The following is a 14,997-nucleotide window of genomic DNA, read 5'->3' on the forward strand; positions in this document are numbered from 1 at the left end:
ATGGATGATTTGTTCAACAACACGAAATGTACATTAGTATCTACTATTGGAGCGCTAACGTCATTTCCTCTATGCGCCACACCTTATCGATCTTAGCAATTTTTATGGATGAATACAAACTCTGAATAAGTCGTTTTCGTTCGAGGTCATTAAGGTATTCCCAATTTTCAAGCAGGTTCTCAAGCAGCCTCACCGTTGCAGCATAAGTCAATTGGCCGCTAGCCGTTGTCGTCATTGGCAAATCAGAAAGTCTGCCCTCCAGCTCCGATACCCGATTTTTGATTTCTTCTCGTTCTTTTTCGTATGTCTGTAAGTCTACCTTATCCGCGAGATACAACTTCAGCAACTTTTCCATTTCCGCATTCTTCGTGGTAATCTCCTTTAACACTCTTTTGCGCTCCTTATCCGTTCCATCGCTAGTAGAAGCAACTTCCTTCCTTACGTTTTTAGCTTCATCCATAAACGTTCTGATTTGGGCCAGAACAAGACGTGTCACTTTACGCTCAGAAACTGTTGAGATGTTGCAGACACCCAATTGACGCTTACCTTGACAGTAGTACTGTATCTGCCGCCGGCCACTTTTCTGAATGTGTGAATTTCCATAGAAAGAATACCCGCAAGATGCACATTTCAAGATGCTTGAAAAATAGAACGTATAACTGCTGCTGGACATGTCGCCAGTTGCACGCCGTTTGATCAAGCTCTGTACGTAGTCGAATTTCTCTTTATCAATTAATGGTTGGTGAGTTCCCTTTTTAATCACTCGCTGCTCTTCTGGCGCTTCTTTAGGTTTCCAATGGTTATATCCGATGTAAGTGATATTCTGAAGCATGCTCATTATGGGTGATCGTGTCCAAACACCACCGCGCGAGGAAGGTATATTCCGCAAATTTAATTCACGAACAATTTTATGAACGCCCTTGCCTTCGATATACCAGTCATAAATCATGTGTAGAATCGGTATTTCTTCCTCATTTGGAGTCAGCGTGAGATCCGGACCCAGATGATAACCATAGGGGCGCGATGGGGTGTTACGTTTGCCTGAGTTAGCCCGTTTTATATACCCGAGCTTTGTACGCTCAGAGATCCTACGGCGCTCTGCTCGTGCCATAGCAAGTCTTATGGTCAGCATCATTTCCCCGTCTGCGCTCTTAATATCCAACTCTTCCATAATTGAAGCGAAATCAATACCTTTCTTGTAAAAGGTTTCGCGGCACATGATCAAGCCGTCAATCGGATCGCGCGTCAGTCGATCCAAAGCCCAAAATACGATATAGTTGATTTTTTTCGCGTTTACATCTTGTAGCATCCGAGTGAGTGCCGGCCGGTTCATCGTCTTTGCACTGTACCCGTCATCTGCATATACTTCATATTCTGTATATCCGCGCCTGAGCAGATATTTTACACACTCATCTTGTTGAGCTGGTAAAGAATGACCATGGATTGCTTGGTCCTCCGTGGATACGCGAATATAAATGGCTGCTTTCATTTTAGTTCCCCCATTCATAAAATTGTTTTATATTCATTTGAAGGACTTCTTCTAAGTCGTTTATTTCAAGGATGAACTGTTCAATTTCATAAGAATCAAAGTGGGGATAACGAATATTTTGCTCAATACGCTCAAGAACAAAAGGCAGATAAATGCCAAAATGATCTGGCCGTTCAAAGCTCTTAATTAAATCAGTTTGGATGATGGTCATACTCAGACTCTCCTCATCGTAATATTCAAATTGATGCCTTTCGAAGCCGGCTTGTATCGGAAAATACAAAGATGAACTATCCCAACGGATGCCCCCTTGTCCAAACCTAACAATCATCTTTATCGGTATGAAACATAGCCCGTCAAGTCCGGGGTGTTCTTTGTATAGTACCAAGATCTTCTGCATGCTGACCACCAAACCTTTCCACCCATTGTCTGCCTAATTCTTCACGTTTTTTCCTGATGTATTCTTGAGTTATCGGCTTTTGATTCTTAACGTGTTCTTTACGATCTCTTTCTTGCTGCTCCAAATATATTCGATTCTGAATTTGCTCAATTCGTTTGCGTACGAGTGGGATTGGTAATCGAAAATCGTTAGAGAGTGTGCTTATGTATTCTTGCTGATTTTGAATGTGGCAGTATGGTTCTAACATATAGCAGGGTATTGAAGCGTAAAGCTGGAAATGAGCTGCCTGATACTCCTGGAGTTCAATAAATAGGCTATGCATACCATTTTGAAATCCAGCATGTCGCACTACATGTCCAATCTCATGGAATGCTTGTTCGCGCCGTTGCCGTTCATCCAAGCTTTCATTGATATAAATGAGCCCAAATCTATCGTTCCAAATAACTTTTGTTTGACCGGGATGATAAAGGATGGACGCATTAAACATTCCAGCGATACGGTCAATATCGAGGTCGGGGGCATAGTAAACTCTATTTTTTTGATAGGTACATATGATCCAACTTTCAAGATCGTTAGTTTTATAAAGGGATAAATTCATAGGTGTCACCTCCAATGGAAACGTATGTTCTGTTTTGGGATAAAAATAAAAGGCCGAGTTACCGGACCTTAAAATCACAATTTTCTTTGATGAAGAAACCGCCATTGATATATACGCAATCCTCTGTGTGCTTCTCAATCTGGCCGCCGCGGTCTATTGGCTCGCCGTTTTGGAAGACTTCGATATTTGTTCCAAAAAACATGGCATTGTCAAAGTCAGCTGGGTGAAGCAGGGGGGTGTTGGATTTGAGCATGGGTCACCTCGTTTATGGGTTATTACCGATTCCGCAGACAATGGAAAAAACACCTTTGGCATCGTACTTTAGGATAACTATGAAAGTCCCTTGATTAATGTTTTTTTTAGTATAAAAGTCATCACCTAAGATATTGGGTAGAAGCTTACTTTCATATTGAATTACATCCTTTCCTTCGCTATGCGTCCACTCTTTAACTTTAATGGCGTCTGTCGGTATAATATCGTTGACTACTTTTAGGGCCTCTTCTTTTGAAACTCTTCTTAGGCTGGTCGTTTCGAAGGACCGAGCAAAATTATAAGTACGGTCATTCAAATACATCGCTGAGGCAATGCCATCCTGATATCCACCCACACTAGTATCTGATTTATTTTTGTTCTGATTGGGACCATACAATTTTTCAATGGTTTTTCGTGTATCCCCTAAACCACCTGATTTGGTGATCTGTTCATTAACCTTTTCTTCAGCTAGTTTCTTCTGCTCAGCCTCGGCTTTAGCTTTCGCTTCAGCATTTAACTTTTCTTTGGCTTCTTGTGCTTGCTTTTCTTTCTGTGCATTCTCAGCCGTGTTTATAGCTTTTGGTTCAGGAGCAGGTGCTGCAGCGGGAGTAGTGCTGCTCGTCCCACAGGCGGTCATTGATACTGCGAGAATTGCCCCTAAAAATGCATGCTTTATCAAGATTTAACAGCTCCATTCGAAAAAAATACCTCATTATCGAGGTGCATGCTATTTCTTATCTGGATTGTTCCGTTCAAACTCCTCGTCTTCACGGCGCTTTTTTTGCATTTCATAGAACTTCTTCTTTTCCTCTTCAGATATTCCGTCTAAGTCTCCACCATAAGCAGCAGCGTTCAGCTCTTCTTGCTCTTTAACCGGCATTTGTATCACATTGATTTCCTTCGCTTCAGCAACGGCCAGACGAATCTTTAAATATTCATTGAGAGCCTTCCGTTCTTCTGGCGGAAGCTTTTCTGTTGTCTGTATGAGTTGTTGCATGTCATTGGGCAATGATCTTTCGGGGTCGCTGAAAAAATGTGAAAGTGTTACCCCGAGAGCCGCACATAGACGTTCGATTGTATCAATTGTGGGCTTTTTCTTTCCTTTTTCAATCTCACCTATGTAAGGCTGTGAGACTCCTGATTTTACAGAAAGCTGATTCATAGTTAATCCAGCCGCTTCTCTGTGGTGGGTCAACATTTTGGCGAAATCCATATTTACTCCCCATTCAAAAGCTTAATCATCTCTATAGAGATTATATCATAACAAAAAAGCAAATAAATCATATCAATAGAGTTGACAAGTCATATCAATAGATATAATATAGAGGCATGGAGGTGATACGAGTGATGAATATCAAAGACCTACGGAATAACAAACAATGGTCACAAATGGAGCTCGCTAGAAGATCAGGCGTGTCCCAATCGTTTATTAATAGCTTGGAGACCGGAGCAAAAGACGCTACGTCCAAAACGCTACGAAAACTAGCGGACGCCCTTGAAGTTTCGATAAGCGAACTACTCGGAGAAAACGAACAAGCCGCAACGAAGGAGGTGGGGTAGTTGAGGGAAATCCAAATCAATCTAAGGGAGGGGATCACATGAAACTCGTAAATAAATCCGAAATTCCTGCACTACTGGCTCAGAAGATTCAGCCGATTGTAATTCAAGACACGCCAGAATGGGACAGGTTTTTGGAAGAGTTCGCGCCATTGGCTGCGGAAGTTGAACAAAGGAAAGAAAGAGCAAAAGAACAGGCGGGTTAAGAAGAACACCCGCCACCAAGCAGCGGCGGGCAGAGGCGTAAGGGAGTAGGTAACACGGGGGTTGGTTCAGGGGAACTGGCGGGGCAACTAAATAACTTATAAAAACAGCATACCTCCATTATCCAATAGTTACCAATCCACCTTGGAATAAATTCCAACTTGGCATAGGAGGGAGGTACAGAATTGTGAATGCAATCGTTGATCCGAATTTTATCTGCAAAAAGATTAAGAAAAAGCGGCGGGCAGCTGGCTACTCTCAAGAAAAAATGGCAATGGAACTTGGAATTACCCAAGCCACGGTCAGCAAATATGAGAATGGCAGAGTGCCCGATGCAGCTACATACGAAAGCTGGCTACAGGTTTGTGAAAGATCAATACAAGCAGTTCAAGAAGGGAGAGCATTGTATGTATAAAGTGGTTAGCGAACAAGCTTACTTGGACCATACAGAGGATATTCGTCGGGGAATGTTTCGTGATATTCACATCGATTTCGAAACGGCTTGCGGATACTACGATTGGTTGCAAGGACAAAAAGCTGAAATGGAGCGGGAGAAGGCTGAGGCAGCTGAACAAAAGAAAAACACCCGTCCTGCCAGACGGATGTATCTTCGTGCGTATTTGAAACTTCTTACTCAGAGTATAGCACACAATGTTTCTAAGAAAAAGGGGGCTGCGCAGGATGCTCCCTAATAAAGCGAAAATCGAAATGGACGGGCAGCAGATCAAGCTTCAGATAGCGGCGAACGAACTGGCTTACAAAGCAGCCTGCTATAGGCAAGATTTTCATCAGGCTAATCAGTACCGGATCATGAACGACTTGCTTGCGCTTGAACTAAAGCAATTTCACGAGCAGCATGCTAAGGCATTTGCTGAACGTTATCCGATTCACATACACATTCATGTCGGCGGACAGACGCGGGAGGGTTAAACGATGGAGATTAAAGCAGGGATGCGGGTATGGTCTTCAGTGTTTGAATGCAATGTAGACGTGATTCGGGTATACAAACACTCGGTTACAATACAAACCTGGGGACGCGGATTAAAGGAAGGTAAATTGATGACTTTCCGCGGACAGAGCATTGAATCACTTCAACCAATGCGGAAACGTGCATGTTAGTTTGACCTTATCAAGTGAGGGCCCACTGCGGTGGACCTTCGATGATGCGGTTAAGCATCAAAGCATAGGGAAGGAGAGATGAAATGAAATCATCCGAAAAAGCAATCGCTCAGTATGACACACTTCAAAAAATCGTCGAACAGTTGAGAAATGGCGGTTATGAGTGCGATGCAGGGATTTTGACAAAGAATGTAGCTTTTATTGCACTTGAACGCATGGCTGAAAATGAAAAATAGACCCTGTAGCGAGGGTCTTTTGCATCAAAACTATTAGCGCCATCTTAACACGGAAAATTGGAGTTGACAAGGAGGCAATCATTTTGAACCTCACAAACGCACAAATGGCAGCAGGCTTGGAAGAATTGATCCAAGGTATTGACGAGTCACTGGAGAACGGCTGGCGAGTCCTGCAACAGCTGGGGCTTGGTGATGAGCAGCGTCAACTGGATTTCGAACTCAATGAAGAGATAAAGGAGCGTGCAAGCGCATGAAACAAATCGTTTTACAGAGCCTTACACTTCGTAATTTCAAGGGGATTCGTAATTTCACCCTTAATACGAATGGAGAGAGTACAAAAGTTTTCGGTGACAATGCCGTGGGCAAGACGACCTTGTTTGACGCCTTCACATGGCTCAAGTTCGATAAGGACAGTCAAAACAAAAAGGATTTTGAGATAAAAACGCTGGATGCAAAAGGGCAGCCCGCTCACCATCTGGAACATGAAGTTGAGGGCGTGCTGCTGGTTGACGGCAGGCGCCGGACATTCCGGAAGCTGTATAAGGAAGTTTGGACGAAGAAACGCGGCTCGGTATCACAGGACTTCTCAGGCCACACATCGGATTACTTTATTGATGGGGTGCCTGTGAAGCTGGCAGAGTACAAAGCCGAGATCGCTGCTTTGATCAGCGAGGACATTTTTAAACTATTGACTAACCCTTCTTACTTTAATGAGCAAATGAAGACTGAGGAGAAGCGGGCGCTGCTACTGAGCATTTGCGGCAACTTGACAGATAACGAGGTCATTGCCACAAACATGAAGCTTTCCAAGCTGCCAGGTATCATCGGTGACAATACGATCGAACAGCACAAGAAAATCATCAAGGCACGCATGACCGCTATCAACAAAGAGCTTCAGGATCTTCCGATCCGAATCAATGAGGCCAATCGATCCATGCCGGACGTTGGGGATACAGATGAGGAATTTCTGGCAGATGACATTGCCTCACTTCAAAAGCGCATCCAGGACAAAGCGGATGAACTATCCCGCATTCAATCCGGCGGCGAGGTTGCCGTCAAGGAAAAGCGGCAGCGGGAGCTTGAGGGCGAGCTGATTCAGCTTCGCAATCAATTGCAGTCAGGAACGATGGAGAAGATCACTGAACAGCGCAGAGTTGTTTCCAAACTTCATAATGAGGCAGCGGCATTAGAACGGACCATAGATGAAAAGGCACAACGCGTAAGGTCGAATGAAGCAGCAATCAAGCGCGGCGTTGAGGAACGGAGCAGGTTGCGGGAGCAATATGACAGGATCAAAGCCGAGGAATTCCAGCATCAACATGACGAGAATTGTCCGACATGCGGCCAAACGCTACCAACTGAGCAAGTAGAAACGTCGCATCAAAAGGCACTTGCTGCTTTTAACCTGAAGAAGTCCGAACGCTTGGAATCGATAAGTACACAAGGCAAGGCAGCTAAGGCCATATGCGACAAACTGGAGGCCGAGAACAAAGAATTAGCTACTGAACACGATTTTCTTAACAATGAGTTGTTCTCGAAAAACACGGAAGTATCCTCCGCCGGTTCAGAACTGGAAACCCTACAAGCAGGCATGACCGACGTTAGCACGGACCCGGCATACATTGCCAAGCAGCGGGAAATCGACATGGTGAAGAGTGAAATCCTCGGACTGCGATCGGCAAACCTTGGAGCCTTAGAAACAGCTCGAATGGACCTTTCAAAGCTTCGATCCGAAGTCGGCATGATGCAGCAGCAACAAGCCAAATTCCAGCAGGTCAAGATATTACAGGGTCGCGTTGAGGAGCTAATGCAGCAGGAAAAGGTACTTGCCGACGAATACGCCAAGCTTGAAGGTGAGCTGCACCAGACTGAAGAATTCACTCGGACCAAGGTCGCGCTGCTGGAAAACCGGATTAATAGCAAATTCAAATATGCTCGATTCAAATTGTTCGATGTTCAAGTGAATGGAGCCTTAAACGATGTGTGCGAGACAACCTTCGAAGGCGTCCCTTACAGTTCCGGCCTTAACAACGCAGCTCGGATTAATGTAGGACTCGATATCATCAATACACTTTCCCAGCATTATGGCGTGACAGCTCCTATATTCGTTGACAATGCCGAGGCAGTAACACAGTTGATTCCTACTGATGGGCAGCAGATTAGTTTGATCGTCAGTGAAAAGGACAAGCAACTTAGGGTTGAATCAAGGAATGACGACCAGATCAGAAGCGATGAGTTACTTACATTCGTATCGGGTTATGCAGCAGTAAGCCAAATAATCGTAGATAACGAGGTGATCCAATGAGTGGCATTGTGACCGTAAAAGTTATCACTGGAACCGGATGGGAAGGGCTCACACGCGAAACGCTTGAGATCGATGGTAATGAAGTGATGAGTATTGGTCCATTGTCAGAGTGCCCAGAGGACGCCATTTTAGAACGGGATTTAGTCGGACCTTCCGACTTCTCCCGGTTACTGAAGGATTTCCTGATAGAGCATAAGGGCAAGCAAGTTAAATTTGTTTACGAAGATGCGAAGGAGGATGAGGAATGAGTATAGCAATCGTTAAAAAGGAAACTGTAGACGTTGTTTCCGCGAAGGTTCGGCAATTTCAAGAACGTGGGGAGATTCATTTCCCTGCGAATTACAGCCCAGAGAACGCAATAAAATCAGCCTGGCTTATGCTTCAAAACGTGCAGACAAAGGACTTCAAGCCAGCTCTTGAGGTTTGCACACGCGACAGTATTGCTAATGCATTGCTGGACATGGTTGTTCAAGGTTTAAACCCAGCAAAGAAGCAAGGTTACTTCATCGTTTATGGAAAGCTCCTTACCTTCCAACGTTCATATTTCGGCACCATGGCAGTGACCAAACAGGTGACGCAAGCCGAGGATATTGACGCTCAAGTAATCTACGACGGTGACGAATTCGAATTTGAAATCGTCAAAGGTCGAAAAAAAATAATTACACACAAATCCTCGTTTTCTAATATTGATGACTCCAAAATAATTGGTGCTTATTGCTCCATCTTCTGGCCTGACGGTCGCGAATATACAGAAATCATGACGATGGCAGAGATCAAGAAGTCATGGAAGAAGTCGAAAATGTCACCAGATAAGGAGGGCAGCACTCACAATGAATTCCCCAGCGAAATGGCTAAACGGACGGTTATCAACCGAGCCTGCAAAGCCTACATGAATACTTCTAATGACAGCAGTTTGATCATGAAGCACTTTAGGCAAAATGACGATGCGAATGACGAAGCTGAGGCAGAAGAAGAAATTGCCCAGAATGCTAATGGTCAAATCATCGACGTAACACCGAATAGGCCCCCTGAGAAAGCGAGGCAGGGTGATATGGGACAAACATTAACAAATCGCGATCCCAAATCATTTGATGATGCCATTGCTGATTTCGAACGGGATAACCCACCTGCCAGCGGCGATAGCGAGCCGGATTGGGCATGATCCAGATTATTCCCTTGGCTTCCAGCAGCGCCGGAAATGCCTACTATATTACAGATGGCACAACGGCGCTCCTGCTGGAAGCAGGCATACGCTGGCGAGATATACAAAGGGCTTTGGACTTCAAGACACAGGACATCGCAGGCTGCCTGATCACTCACGAACACGGTGACCACATTAAGGGAGCTACTGAGGTACTGAAAGCCTGCATTCCGGTTTACGCCTCACAAGGCACCTTGGACGCCGCCAAAGTATCTGGCCATCGCGCCAAGCCTGTGCAGGCTATGAAGAAATTTGTTATCGGAACATGGACGATCATGGCATTTGATGTACGACACGATGTATCGGAGCCTTTGGGCTTCTTGCTCGTTAACGAGGCAGGGGATAAGCTACTTTTCGCTACTGATACCTATTACATTCCTTATCGATTTGAAGGGCTCACACACATCATGGTTGAGTGCAACTATAGCAAACGCCTACTGGATGAAAATGTTGCTTCTGGTAAGGTTCCAGCGCTACAGAAGAAGAGATTGCTACGATCGCATTTTTGTCTGGAGAACGTTAAGGAGTTTCTGAAAGCTAATGATCTACACCAAGTTCAAGAGATATGGCTGCTCCATCTTAGCGACAGCAACAGTGACGAGGCCATGTTCAAGCGTGAGGTACAGGAGCTTACAGGCAAGTTAGTTTATATAGCGGAGAGGTAGGAAAATCCATGATTTGTAAAGCCCGCGGGAGGGGGAGAACAGATGCATGCCTGACAATCACATAATCCCTGTCTCCAGCGGTCTTTTCGAACACCGGGAACGTATAGGGCCTGCTTTGTGGGAATTCCTATGGTGCATTGATGCAGTGACTAGCGAGGAAATCGACGCACAGGGAAACCATTGGGGACTGGTACACGGCGGGGCAATCGTAAAATATGAGCGCATTGCCCAAGAAGCCATGACAAGCGAACGAACCGTTAAACGGAATATGGCCCTATTAATGGATGAAGGATATATCGAGACCGTTCGGACAGCCCGGGGATACATCATAAAACTTGCCAAAAATAAGAAAGACCTCTTTAAAAAGAGAAGTGCCAATAATGGCACATCACAAGAAAGTGATATACAAAAAGTGGCACATCACAACGAAAGTGAAGTGCCAATAATGGCACATCATGAGGCGAATTTAACAAAAAGTGGCACTTCATTGCATAGTGATGTGCCATATGTGGCACCTCTAAAAGACTTTAAAGATCTTAGTACTACTTCTACTACTACTACTGAATTTTCAGAATCTGATGAAAACGAGGAAGACCCGTATCTGCAATTATTAAATGCTTATTGCAAACTTAACAACCGTTTTGACATTCACGTGAAACGAAATGAGCGCGATGCCATGGGTAAGATGGTCGCCGGAGGTATGCCTAACCCTTTTACCATCCGAACTATGGAGAGCCTCCTTGAGGCCAAGCGCGCACGTGAAGGGAATGCCTTCAAGCTTCCGACCAGCTTTTTGTACTACGAAAATGCTTTGTGGGAAGCGTGGAGGAACGAGAATTCCATAACTGCCGCCGGGTCGACGGACGGGGTCATCCTTGGAACTCGTAAAAACAGTAAAAGCCAACAAGAACAAGACTTAGAAGAGCTTAGAATTGCGAAGGAGGAGGCGAAACGCCTTGCAAATGTGGGAAGTGATTGAGCTGTTTGAGGAAATTAAATTCCGGTATCCCAGCTTTTTGTCAGGCGAAAAAACGCGTGAAGTTTGGTATAAAGACGGATTGAAGAACGTAGAATTCGACGTCGCACTTGCCAACCTTGAGCAGTATCATGCCACCGAAGAAAAATGGCTGCCGAGCCTTGCTAGATTGTCCAGACCTCTTGTTGATCGTGAAGATCATCGGCATGAGTTTTTAAAATCCATGACTGAGGAGCACAACAACAACTTGGAAAAATGGAGTAAGGCAGCTGTACCACCGCCGGATCACATCAAGGAGAGGATGAGGCAGCTTGGATCAGGAACCAGAAATCAAGCCACCACAGAACATCGAAGCTGAGCAAACTGTGCTGGGAGCCATATTTCTCAGCAATGAAGCCTTGGACGATATCGAATGGTTGAAAGGCGAAGCGTTTTTTGATAAGCAGCATGCCCGAATTTACCGAGCCATGAAAAGCTTGCGAAGTGAAGGAGCTCCCATTGAGATTTCTTCCATGTTGACTAAACTGAAAGACGGCGGGGAGCTAGAGAAAGTTGGCGGGGTTATGTACTTGAATGCCCTGCTGGACGCGGCAACCACTGCAGCCAATATTGATTATTATGCTCGATTGGTTCTTGGTGAATATCACAAGCGCGTCGCCATCATGGAAACTGAGGAATTGCACGAACAAGCCAAGCAAGGCGGAGATACCAGCAAGATCATAGCCAACCTGCAAGCCGTACAGACTAAACTGGAAGATCATTCAGTCAAGGGTGCGGATTTCAAAATGATTAAGGATGTGTGCTTGGATTTTTATGAAAATCTCGAAGTTGTAGCTTCTTCCCCAAATAAAAGCGGTGTTACAGGCGTATCATCAGGATTTCCAGATTTGGATAGGGTGACAGCGGGGTTTCAAAAGCAAGATTCCATCATCGTTGCAGCTCGACCATCCGTAGGTAAGACAGCTTTTGCTCTGAATATTGCGCAGAATGTCGGCATCATCCAAAAGAAGGTTGTGCCTATATTCAGCTTAGAGATGGGCGCCCGTTTGCTAGTACAGCGGATGGCATGCGCAGAGGCTAATGTGGATGCTAACAAAATGCGAACAGGCATGCTGGACCCTGCAGATTGGGAAAAGGTTGCTATGGCAGTTAGCATCATAGCGGCATCTGACATTTACATCGACGACACTCCATCAATCACGATTAGTGAAATTCGGGCCAAGTGCCGCAGGCTGAAAAAAGAAAAGGGCGAAATTGGCATGATCCTGATAGATTACCTGCAGCTTATCGCAGGTTCGGGTGGGCATAAAAACAGGGAACAAGAAGTATCTGAAATTTCCCGTACAATCAAGCAAATCGCGCGTGAAATGGATTGTCCAGTGATCACATTGAGCCAGCTCAGTAGGGGCGTGGAACAGCGGCAGGAAAAGCGACCGATGATGTCGGACTTACGAGAGTCGGGTTCAATCGAGCAAGACGCCGATATAGTCGCCTTCTTGTATCGGGATGATTACTACGACAAGGAATCCGAAAAAAAAAACATTATCGAAATTATCATTGCTAAGCAAAGAAACGGCTCATTATGCACAGTGGAATTGGCATTTCTCAAAAGCTTTAACAAGTTTGCCACACTCGATCATGTGCACCAGGAGACAGCAGGCACTCAGCAGGCTCCACCGCCTAAGAAGGCATATGACAACCGGAGGAGGTTCGGAGCGTGAAAGCCAATCGCTGGCAAGTATATGAGTGGATTAAGCAATCGTACATGTTCTACGGCGTTGTTCCTACCCTGTATCAAATCAAAAGGCACTTTGGAAAGTCTCTACCAGAATCCGAGCTTGCAGAGGGCATTATCGAATTCGTACTTACCACACGGCAACCAGTTCGGAAATGGCGTGGCAAAGGTTATACAAGACCGAGGAGGCGAGGAGCTTGAACCCCAAATCAATAATTGATGAAGATATTGTGCACAAACTCTTCATGGCTGGCGTGCATGTTGATGATATTGCTGACCAGATCGATATCAATGTGAACACATTATATAAATTTATCGCAAAGCAACGAAGATTGAATCCGGAGAAATGGCCAATACGCAAACTGGGTAAGGCGTCCAAGAAAGATGTGAAAGAAGGTCGTGTTGTAATGCCGATCTTAGCCAGTCGCCCGCCGTTACCAGTACATCGCCACTCCGCTAGCCCAGTTACCATCAGCTATATGTCTAAAGAGGAAATCGAACGGCGTTATGGAGCTTATAAACCTCCAACCAATAGCGATGGTAAGGTGAAAAAAGCACCAATAGGCTTGTTTTCGGATTGGAGGCATACCCGTGAAGGTTGATCTGCTTGAGCAGGAGTATCACCCGTTTCTGATCATCGGTAAGGGCAATGAGATTCTGGCCGAGGTGTATGTCGTGCATCTCAAACATATCCAGTACACCCGAAGCACGCGGAAGGGAAAAATACGGATCAAAAGGGCGGTGTAGGGCGTGACAGAAGAAAAAGTCAAAACCAAGTACAATGCGTCGAAGGCCATTTTGTATATCACAAAGAACGTGATCGTCAAGGTGACGGCCGCCGAATTAAAAAAGCTTAAGGAGACAGGGCTGATTGATGCGGTTGTTTTCGATAGTGAGCTGGAGGCCAAGTTTTACCGGGACATATTGCTGCCCGAAGTGCAGCGAGGATTGATCACCGTAGAAATGCAGCCGAAATTCACATTGCTGCCAAAGCTGGAGAAGGGCGGCATTAAGCATCAGCCTATCACTTATTCACCGGACTTCAAGATCACTTATATCGCTTCGGGTAAGGTTCGATTCATCGACGTGAAGGGCATGGAGGATCAGAAGTTCCCAATCAAGCGCAAAATGTTTGATGCTGCATTCCCCGAATTCCCACCGCTTGTTGTCATGAAGCATGTCAAGAAATTCGGCGGCTGGATCACGATTGAGGAATATACCAAGAAAAAGCGCGAAGAAGACAAACTAAAAAAATCGAGTTGAGAGGATGATTTAAAATGGTTATGGCAAAAGGGAAAGCAACAATCGGCACAATCGCAGTCGGAGAGAAGAACGTCAAAATCGTCATGATAATAAGCAAAAAGGACTTCTTCCGGAATGCCAGATTTTTCGAAGATACTTCAGAAGAAGTCGAATTTGCACTTGGCGACAACCAAATGAGCCTAGATGATTATTTTGACGAAGAAGCAGAGGCCAGACAAGAAGATGCCCGACGCGCTGCTTGGCTTCTGAACCAGCCTAAGAAAATAGCCACTGTGGACGGTCAAGGAATCGTGCAGAGCCTTGAACCTATCGACGATGGGCAGGCAGAAATGCAGGACCAGAACGAAACTGAGGACAATGCAGAAGGCGAAAATGTTGAAACTGATGAATCGGACGAAGATCAGCGAGAAGAATCAGAATTCGACTCGGACACAGACGGAGATGAAGAGGACCTATGGCCCGACCCTAACGAGGACAACAATGATGACGATCTGGAAAGCTCGCTTGAAGGGTCTGAACCGGATGCTGAGCAAGATATTGAGCACGAGCCTACATCCAAGGAAGTGGATGCTTACATCATCCAGAAGCAGCCGAAATATGATGATATCGAATATGATTTCGCAGAGCTGCTGGTACGTAAGAATGAGTCGAATGAGACATGGCGTGAAATTGCAAACTCGTTCGGGATTTCAACCGGCGTCTTAACAGCCGAATTGAGCACTCTTCGTAAACGTGTAAAGCAAATTATCATCGAACAAAAAAGGGCAGCTTAGGCTGCTCTTCCCCTTAGGAGGCAGCATGAACGACACGATTAACGCGAATAAATGGATCTATTTTAAAAAAGACGTACACGGTCTAGAGGTTGGCGAGGAACGGGTCTGGCTGGTAGATGGCAAGGCAGTCGTTGTAAAGCTTGCTGAGGTGGCAGACCTTGACCGGATTAACCGAGGCGTGATCTGTATTGATTAATTTGGGAGGTACATCCTCCCCCACTAGACCC

Annotated in this window: 27 protein-coding genes; 21 read left to right on the forward strand and 6 right to left on the reverse strand. The window is 45.3% G+C overall.

The window, feature by feature from the left end; all coding sequences use genetic code 11:
* Positions 1 to 43: 43 nt before the first annotated feature.
* The 6 genes from LRL21_RS06700 to LRL21_RS06725 all read right to left on the reverse strand — a co-directional run bounded on the left by LRL21_RS06700 (position 44) and on the right by LRL21_RS06725 (position 3,949).
* Entirely contained in the window at positions 44 to 1,489 is a 1,446-nt protein-coding gene (locus LRL21_RS06700) for a recombinase family protein (protein ID WP_240414976.1), read from the reverse strand.
* A gap of 1 nt (position 1,490) precedes the next feature.
* On the reverse strand, positions 1,491 to 1,700 hold the full coding sequence (locus tag LRL21_RS06705) for a hypothetical protein (RefSeq protein WP_240414977.1): 210 nt from the start codon (positions 1,698 to 1,700) through the stop codon (positions 1,491 to 1,493).
* A 142-nt stretch (positions 1,701 to 1,842) separates the two neighbouring features.
* On the reverse strand, positions 1,843 to 2,484 hold the full coding sequence (locus LRL21_RS06710) for an ImmA/IrrE family metallo-endopeptidase (RefSeq protein ID WP_240414978.1): 642 nt from the start codon (positions 2,482 to 2,484) through the stop codon (positions 1,843 to 1,845).
* A gap of 58 nt (positions 2,485 to 2,542) precedes the next feature.
* Positions 2,543 to 2,737 (reverse strand): hypothetical protein, encoded by a 195-nt coding sequence (locus tag LRL21_RS06715; protein ID WP_240414979.1) that lies wholly within the window; start codon positions 2,735 to 2,737, stop codon positions 2,543 to 2,545.
* A gap of 12 nt (positions 2,738 to 2,749) precedes the next feature.
* On the reverse strand, positions 2,750 to 3,415 hold the full coding sequence (locus tag LRL21_RS06720; RefSeq protein WP_240414980.1) for a hypothetical protein: 666 nt from the start codon (positions 3,413 to 3,415) through the stop codon (positions 2,750 to 2,752).
* A gap of 48 nt (positions 3,416 to 3,463) precedes the next feature.
* Entirely contained in the window at positions 3,464 to 3,949 is a 486-nt protein-coding gene (locus tag LRL21_RS06725) for a helix-turn-helix domain-containing protein (protein ID WP_240414981.1), read from the reverse strand.
* Between the two features lie 134 nt (positions 3,950 to 4,083).
* Here LRL21_RS06725 and LRL21_RS06730 point away from each other — a divergent pair, with 134 nt between their 5' ends.
* From LRL21_RS06730 to LRL21_RS06830, 21 genes are all read left to right on the forward strand, one after another.
* Positions 4,084 to 4,296 (forward strand): helix-turn-helix domain-containing protein, encoded by a 213-nt coding sequence (locus LRL21_RS06730; RefSeq protein WP_240414982.1) that lies wholly within the window; start codon positions 4,084 to 4,086, stop codon positions 4,294 to 4,296.
* Between the two features lie 38 nt (positions 4,297 to 4,334).
* Complete coding sequence (locus LRL21_RS06735; protein WP_240414983.1) at positions 4,335 to 4,499, forward strand: hypothetical protein; 165 nt, start codon at positions 4,335 to 4,337, stop codon at positions 4,497 to 4,499.
* A 185-nt stretch (positions 4,500 to 4,684) separates the two neighbouring features.
* Positions 4,685 to 4,912 carry a helix-turn-helix domain-containing protein gene (locus LRL21_RS06740; RefSeq protein ID WP_240414984.1) on the forward strand — a complete coding sequence of 76 codons (228 nt, stop codon included), beginning with the start codon at positions 4,685 to 4,687 and terminating at the stop codon, positions 4,910 to 4,912.
* Positions 4,905 to 5,189 carry a hypothetical protein gene (locus tag LRL21_RS06745; RefSeq protein WP_240414985.1) on the forward strand — a complete coding sequence of 95 codons (285 nt, stop codon included), beginning with the start codon at positions 4,905 to 4,907 and terminating at the stop codon, positions 5,187 to 5,189. Before LRL21_RS06740 ends, LRL21_RS06745 begins: the two co-directional genes overlap by 8 nt.
* Positions 5,179 to 5,427, forward strand: coding sequence for a hypothetical protein (locus LRL21_RS06750; protein ID WP_240414986.1), 249 nt, complete (start codon positions 5,179 to 5,181; stop codon positions 5,425 to 5,427). The genes LRL21_RS06745 and LRL21_RS06750 overlap by 11 nt, the downstream gene beginning before the upstream one ends.
* Before the next feature lie 3 nt (positions 5,428 to 5,430).
* Complete coding sequence (locus tag LRL21_RS06755; RefSeq protein ID WP_240414987.1) at positions 5,431 to 5,616, forward strand: hypothetical protein; 186 nt, start codon at positions 5,431 to 5,433, stop codon at positions 5,614 to 5,616.
* Positions 5,617 to 5,699: 83 nt separating this feature from the next.
* Complete coding sequence (locus tag LRL21_RS06760; RefSeq protein ID WP_240414988.1) at positions 5,700 to 5,852, forward strand: hypothetical protein; 153 nt, start codon at positions 5,700 to 5,702, stop codon at positions 5,850 to 5,852.
* Positions 5,853 to 5,935: 83 nt separating this feature from the next.
* On the forward strand, positions 5,936 to 6,106 hold the full coding sequence (locus LRL21_RS06765; RefSeq protein WP_240414989.1) for a hypothetical protein: 171 nt from the start codon (positions 5,936 to 5,938) through the stop codon (positions 6,104 to 6,106).
* Positions 6,103 to 8,157: an ATP-binding protein gene (locus LRL21_RS06770; protein WP_240414990.1), complete on the forward strand. Its 2,055-nt coding sequence runs from the start codon at positions 6,103 to 6,105 to the stop codon at positions 8,155 to 8,157. The genes LRL21_RS06765 and LRL21_RS06770 overlap by 4 nt, the downstream gene beginning before the upstream one ends.
* Positions 8,154 to 8,405: a hypothetical protein gene (locus LRL21_RS06775; RefSeq protein ID WP_240414991.1), complete on the forward strand. Its 252-nt coding sequence runs from the start codon at positions 8,154 to 8,156 to the stop codon at positions 8,403 to 8,405. The genes LRL21_RS06770 and LRL21_RS06775 overlap by 4 nt, the downstream gene beginning before the upstream one ends.
* A complete protein-coding gene (locus tag LRL21_RS06780; RefSeq protein WP_240414992.1) occupies positions 8,402 to 9,319 on the forward strand; it encodes a recombinase RecT in 918 nt (305 codons plus the stop codon). The genes LRL21_RS06775 and LRL21_RS06780 overlap by 4 nt, the downstream gene beginning before the upstream one ends.
* Positions 9,316 to 10,023, forward strand: coding sequence for an MBL fold metallo-hydrolase (locus LRL21_RS06785; RefSeq protein ID WP_240414993.1), 708 nt, complete (start codon positions 9,316 to 9,318; stop codon positions 10,021 to 10,023). The genes LRL21_RS06780 and LRL21_RS06785 overlap by 4 nt, the downstream gene beginning before the upstream one ends.
* A 46-nt stretch (positions 10,024 to 10,069) precedes the next feature.
* The gene (locus tag LRL21_RS06790) at positions 10,070 to 11,002 is read left to right on the forward strand and encodes a hypothetical protein (protein WP_240414994.1); all 933 of its coding nucleotides are present in this window, start codon (positions 10,070 to 10,072) and stop codon (positions 11,000 to 11,002) included.
* Positions 10,980 to 11,357 (forward strand): hypothetical protein, encoded by a 378-nt coding sequence (locus LRL21_RS06795; RefSeq protein ID WP_240414995.1) that lies wholly within the window; start codon positions 10,980 to 10,982, stop codon positions 11,355 to 11,357. The genes LRL21_RS06790 and LRL21_RS06795 overlap by 23 nt, the downstream gene beginning before the upstream one ends.
* Positions 11,311 to 12,720, forward strand: coding sequence for a replicative DNA helicase (dnaB, locus tag LRL21_RS06800; protein ID WP_240414996.1), 1,410 nt, complete (start codon positions 11,311 to 11,313; stop codon positions 12,718 to 12,720). Before LRL21_RS06795 ends, dnaB begins: the two co-directional genes overlap by 47 nt.
* Positions 12,717 to 12,935, forward strand: coding sequence for a hypothetical protein (locus tag LRL21_RS06805; protein ID WP_240414997.1), 219 nt, complete (start codon positions 12,717 to 12,719; stop codon positions 12,933 to 12,935). Before dnaB ends, LRL21_RS06805 begins: the two co-directional genes overlap by 4 nt.
* The gene (locus tag LRL21_RS06810) at positions 12,932 to 13,336 is read left to right on the forward strand and encodes a hypothetical protein (protein ID WP_240414998.1); all 405 of its coding nucleotides are present in this window, start codon (positions 12,932 to 12,934) and stop codon (positions 13,334 to 13,336) included. Before LRL21_RS06805 ends, LRL21_RS06810 begins: the two co-directional genes overlap by 4 nt.
* A complete protein-coding gene (locus tag LRL21_RS06815; RefSeq protein WP_240414999.1) occupies positions 13,326 to 13,481 on the forward strand; it encodes a hypothetical protein in 156 nt (51 codons plus the stop codon). The genes LRL21_RS06810 and LRL21_RS06815 overlap by 11 nt, the downstream gene beginning before the upstream one ends.
* A 3-nt stretch (positions 13,482 to 13,484) precedes the next feature.
* Positions 13,485 to 13,997: a DUF1064 domain-containing protein gene (locus tag LRL21_RS06820; RefSeq protein ID WP_240415000.1), complete on the forward strand. Its 513-nt coding sequence runs from the start codon at positions 13,485 to 13,487 to the stop codon at positions 13,995 to 13,997.
* 14 nt (positions 13,998 to 14,011) lie between these two features.
* Positions 14,012 to 14,770, forward strand: a complete 759-nt coding sequence (locus tag LRL21_RS06825) for a hypothetical protein (protein WP_240415001.1) — start codon at positions 14,012 to 14,014, stop codon at positions 14,768 to 14,770.
* 25 nt (positions 14,771 to 14,795) lie between these two features.
* Positions 14,796 to 14,966 carry a hypothetical protein gene (locus LRL21_RS06830; protein WP_240415002.1) on the forward strand — a complete coding sequence of 57 codons (171 nt, stop codon included), beginning with the start codon at positions 14,796 to 14,798 and terminating at the stop codon, positions 14,964 to 14,966.
* Positions 14,967 to 14,997: the final 31 nt, after the last annotated feature.

The organism is Paenibacillus periandrae (assembly GCF_022458865.1).
Taxonomy (GTDB): domain Bacteria; phylum Bacillota; class Bacilli; order Paenibacillales; family NBRC-103111; genus Paenibacillus_S; species Paenibacillus_S periandrae.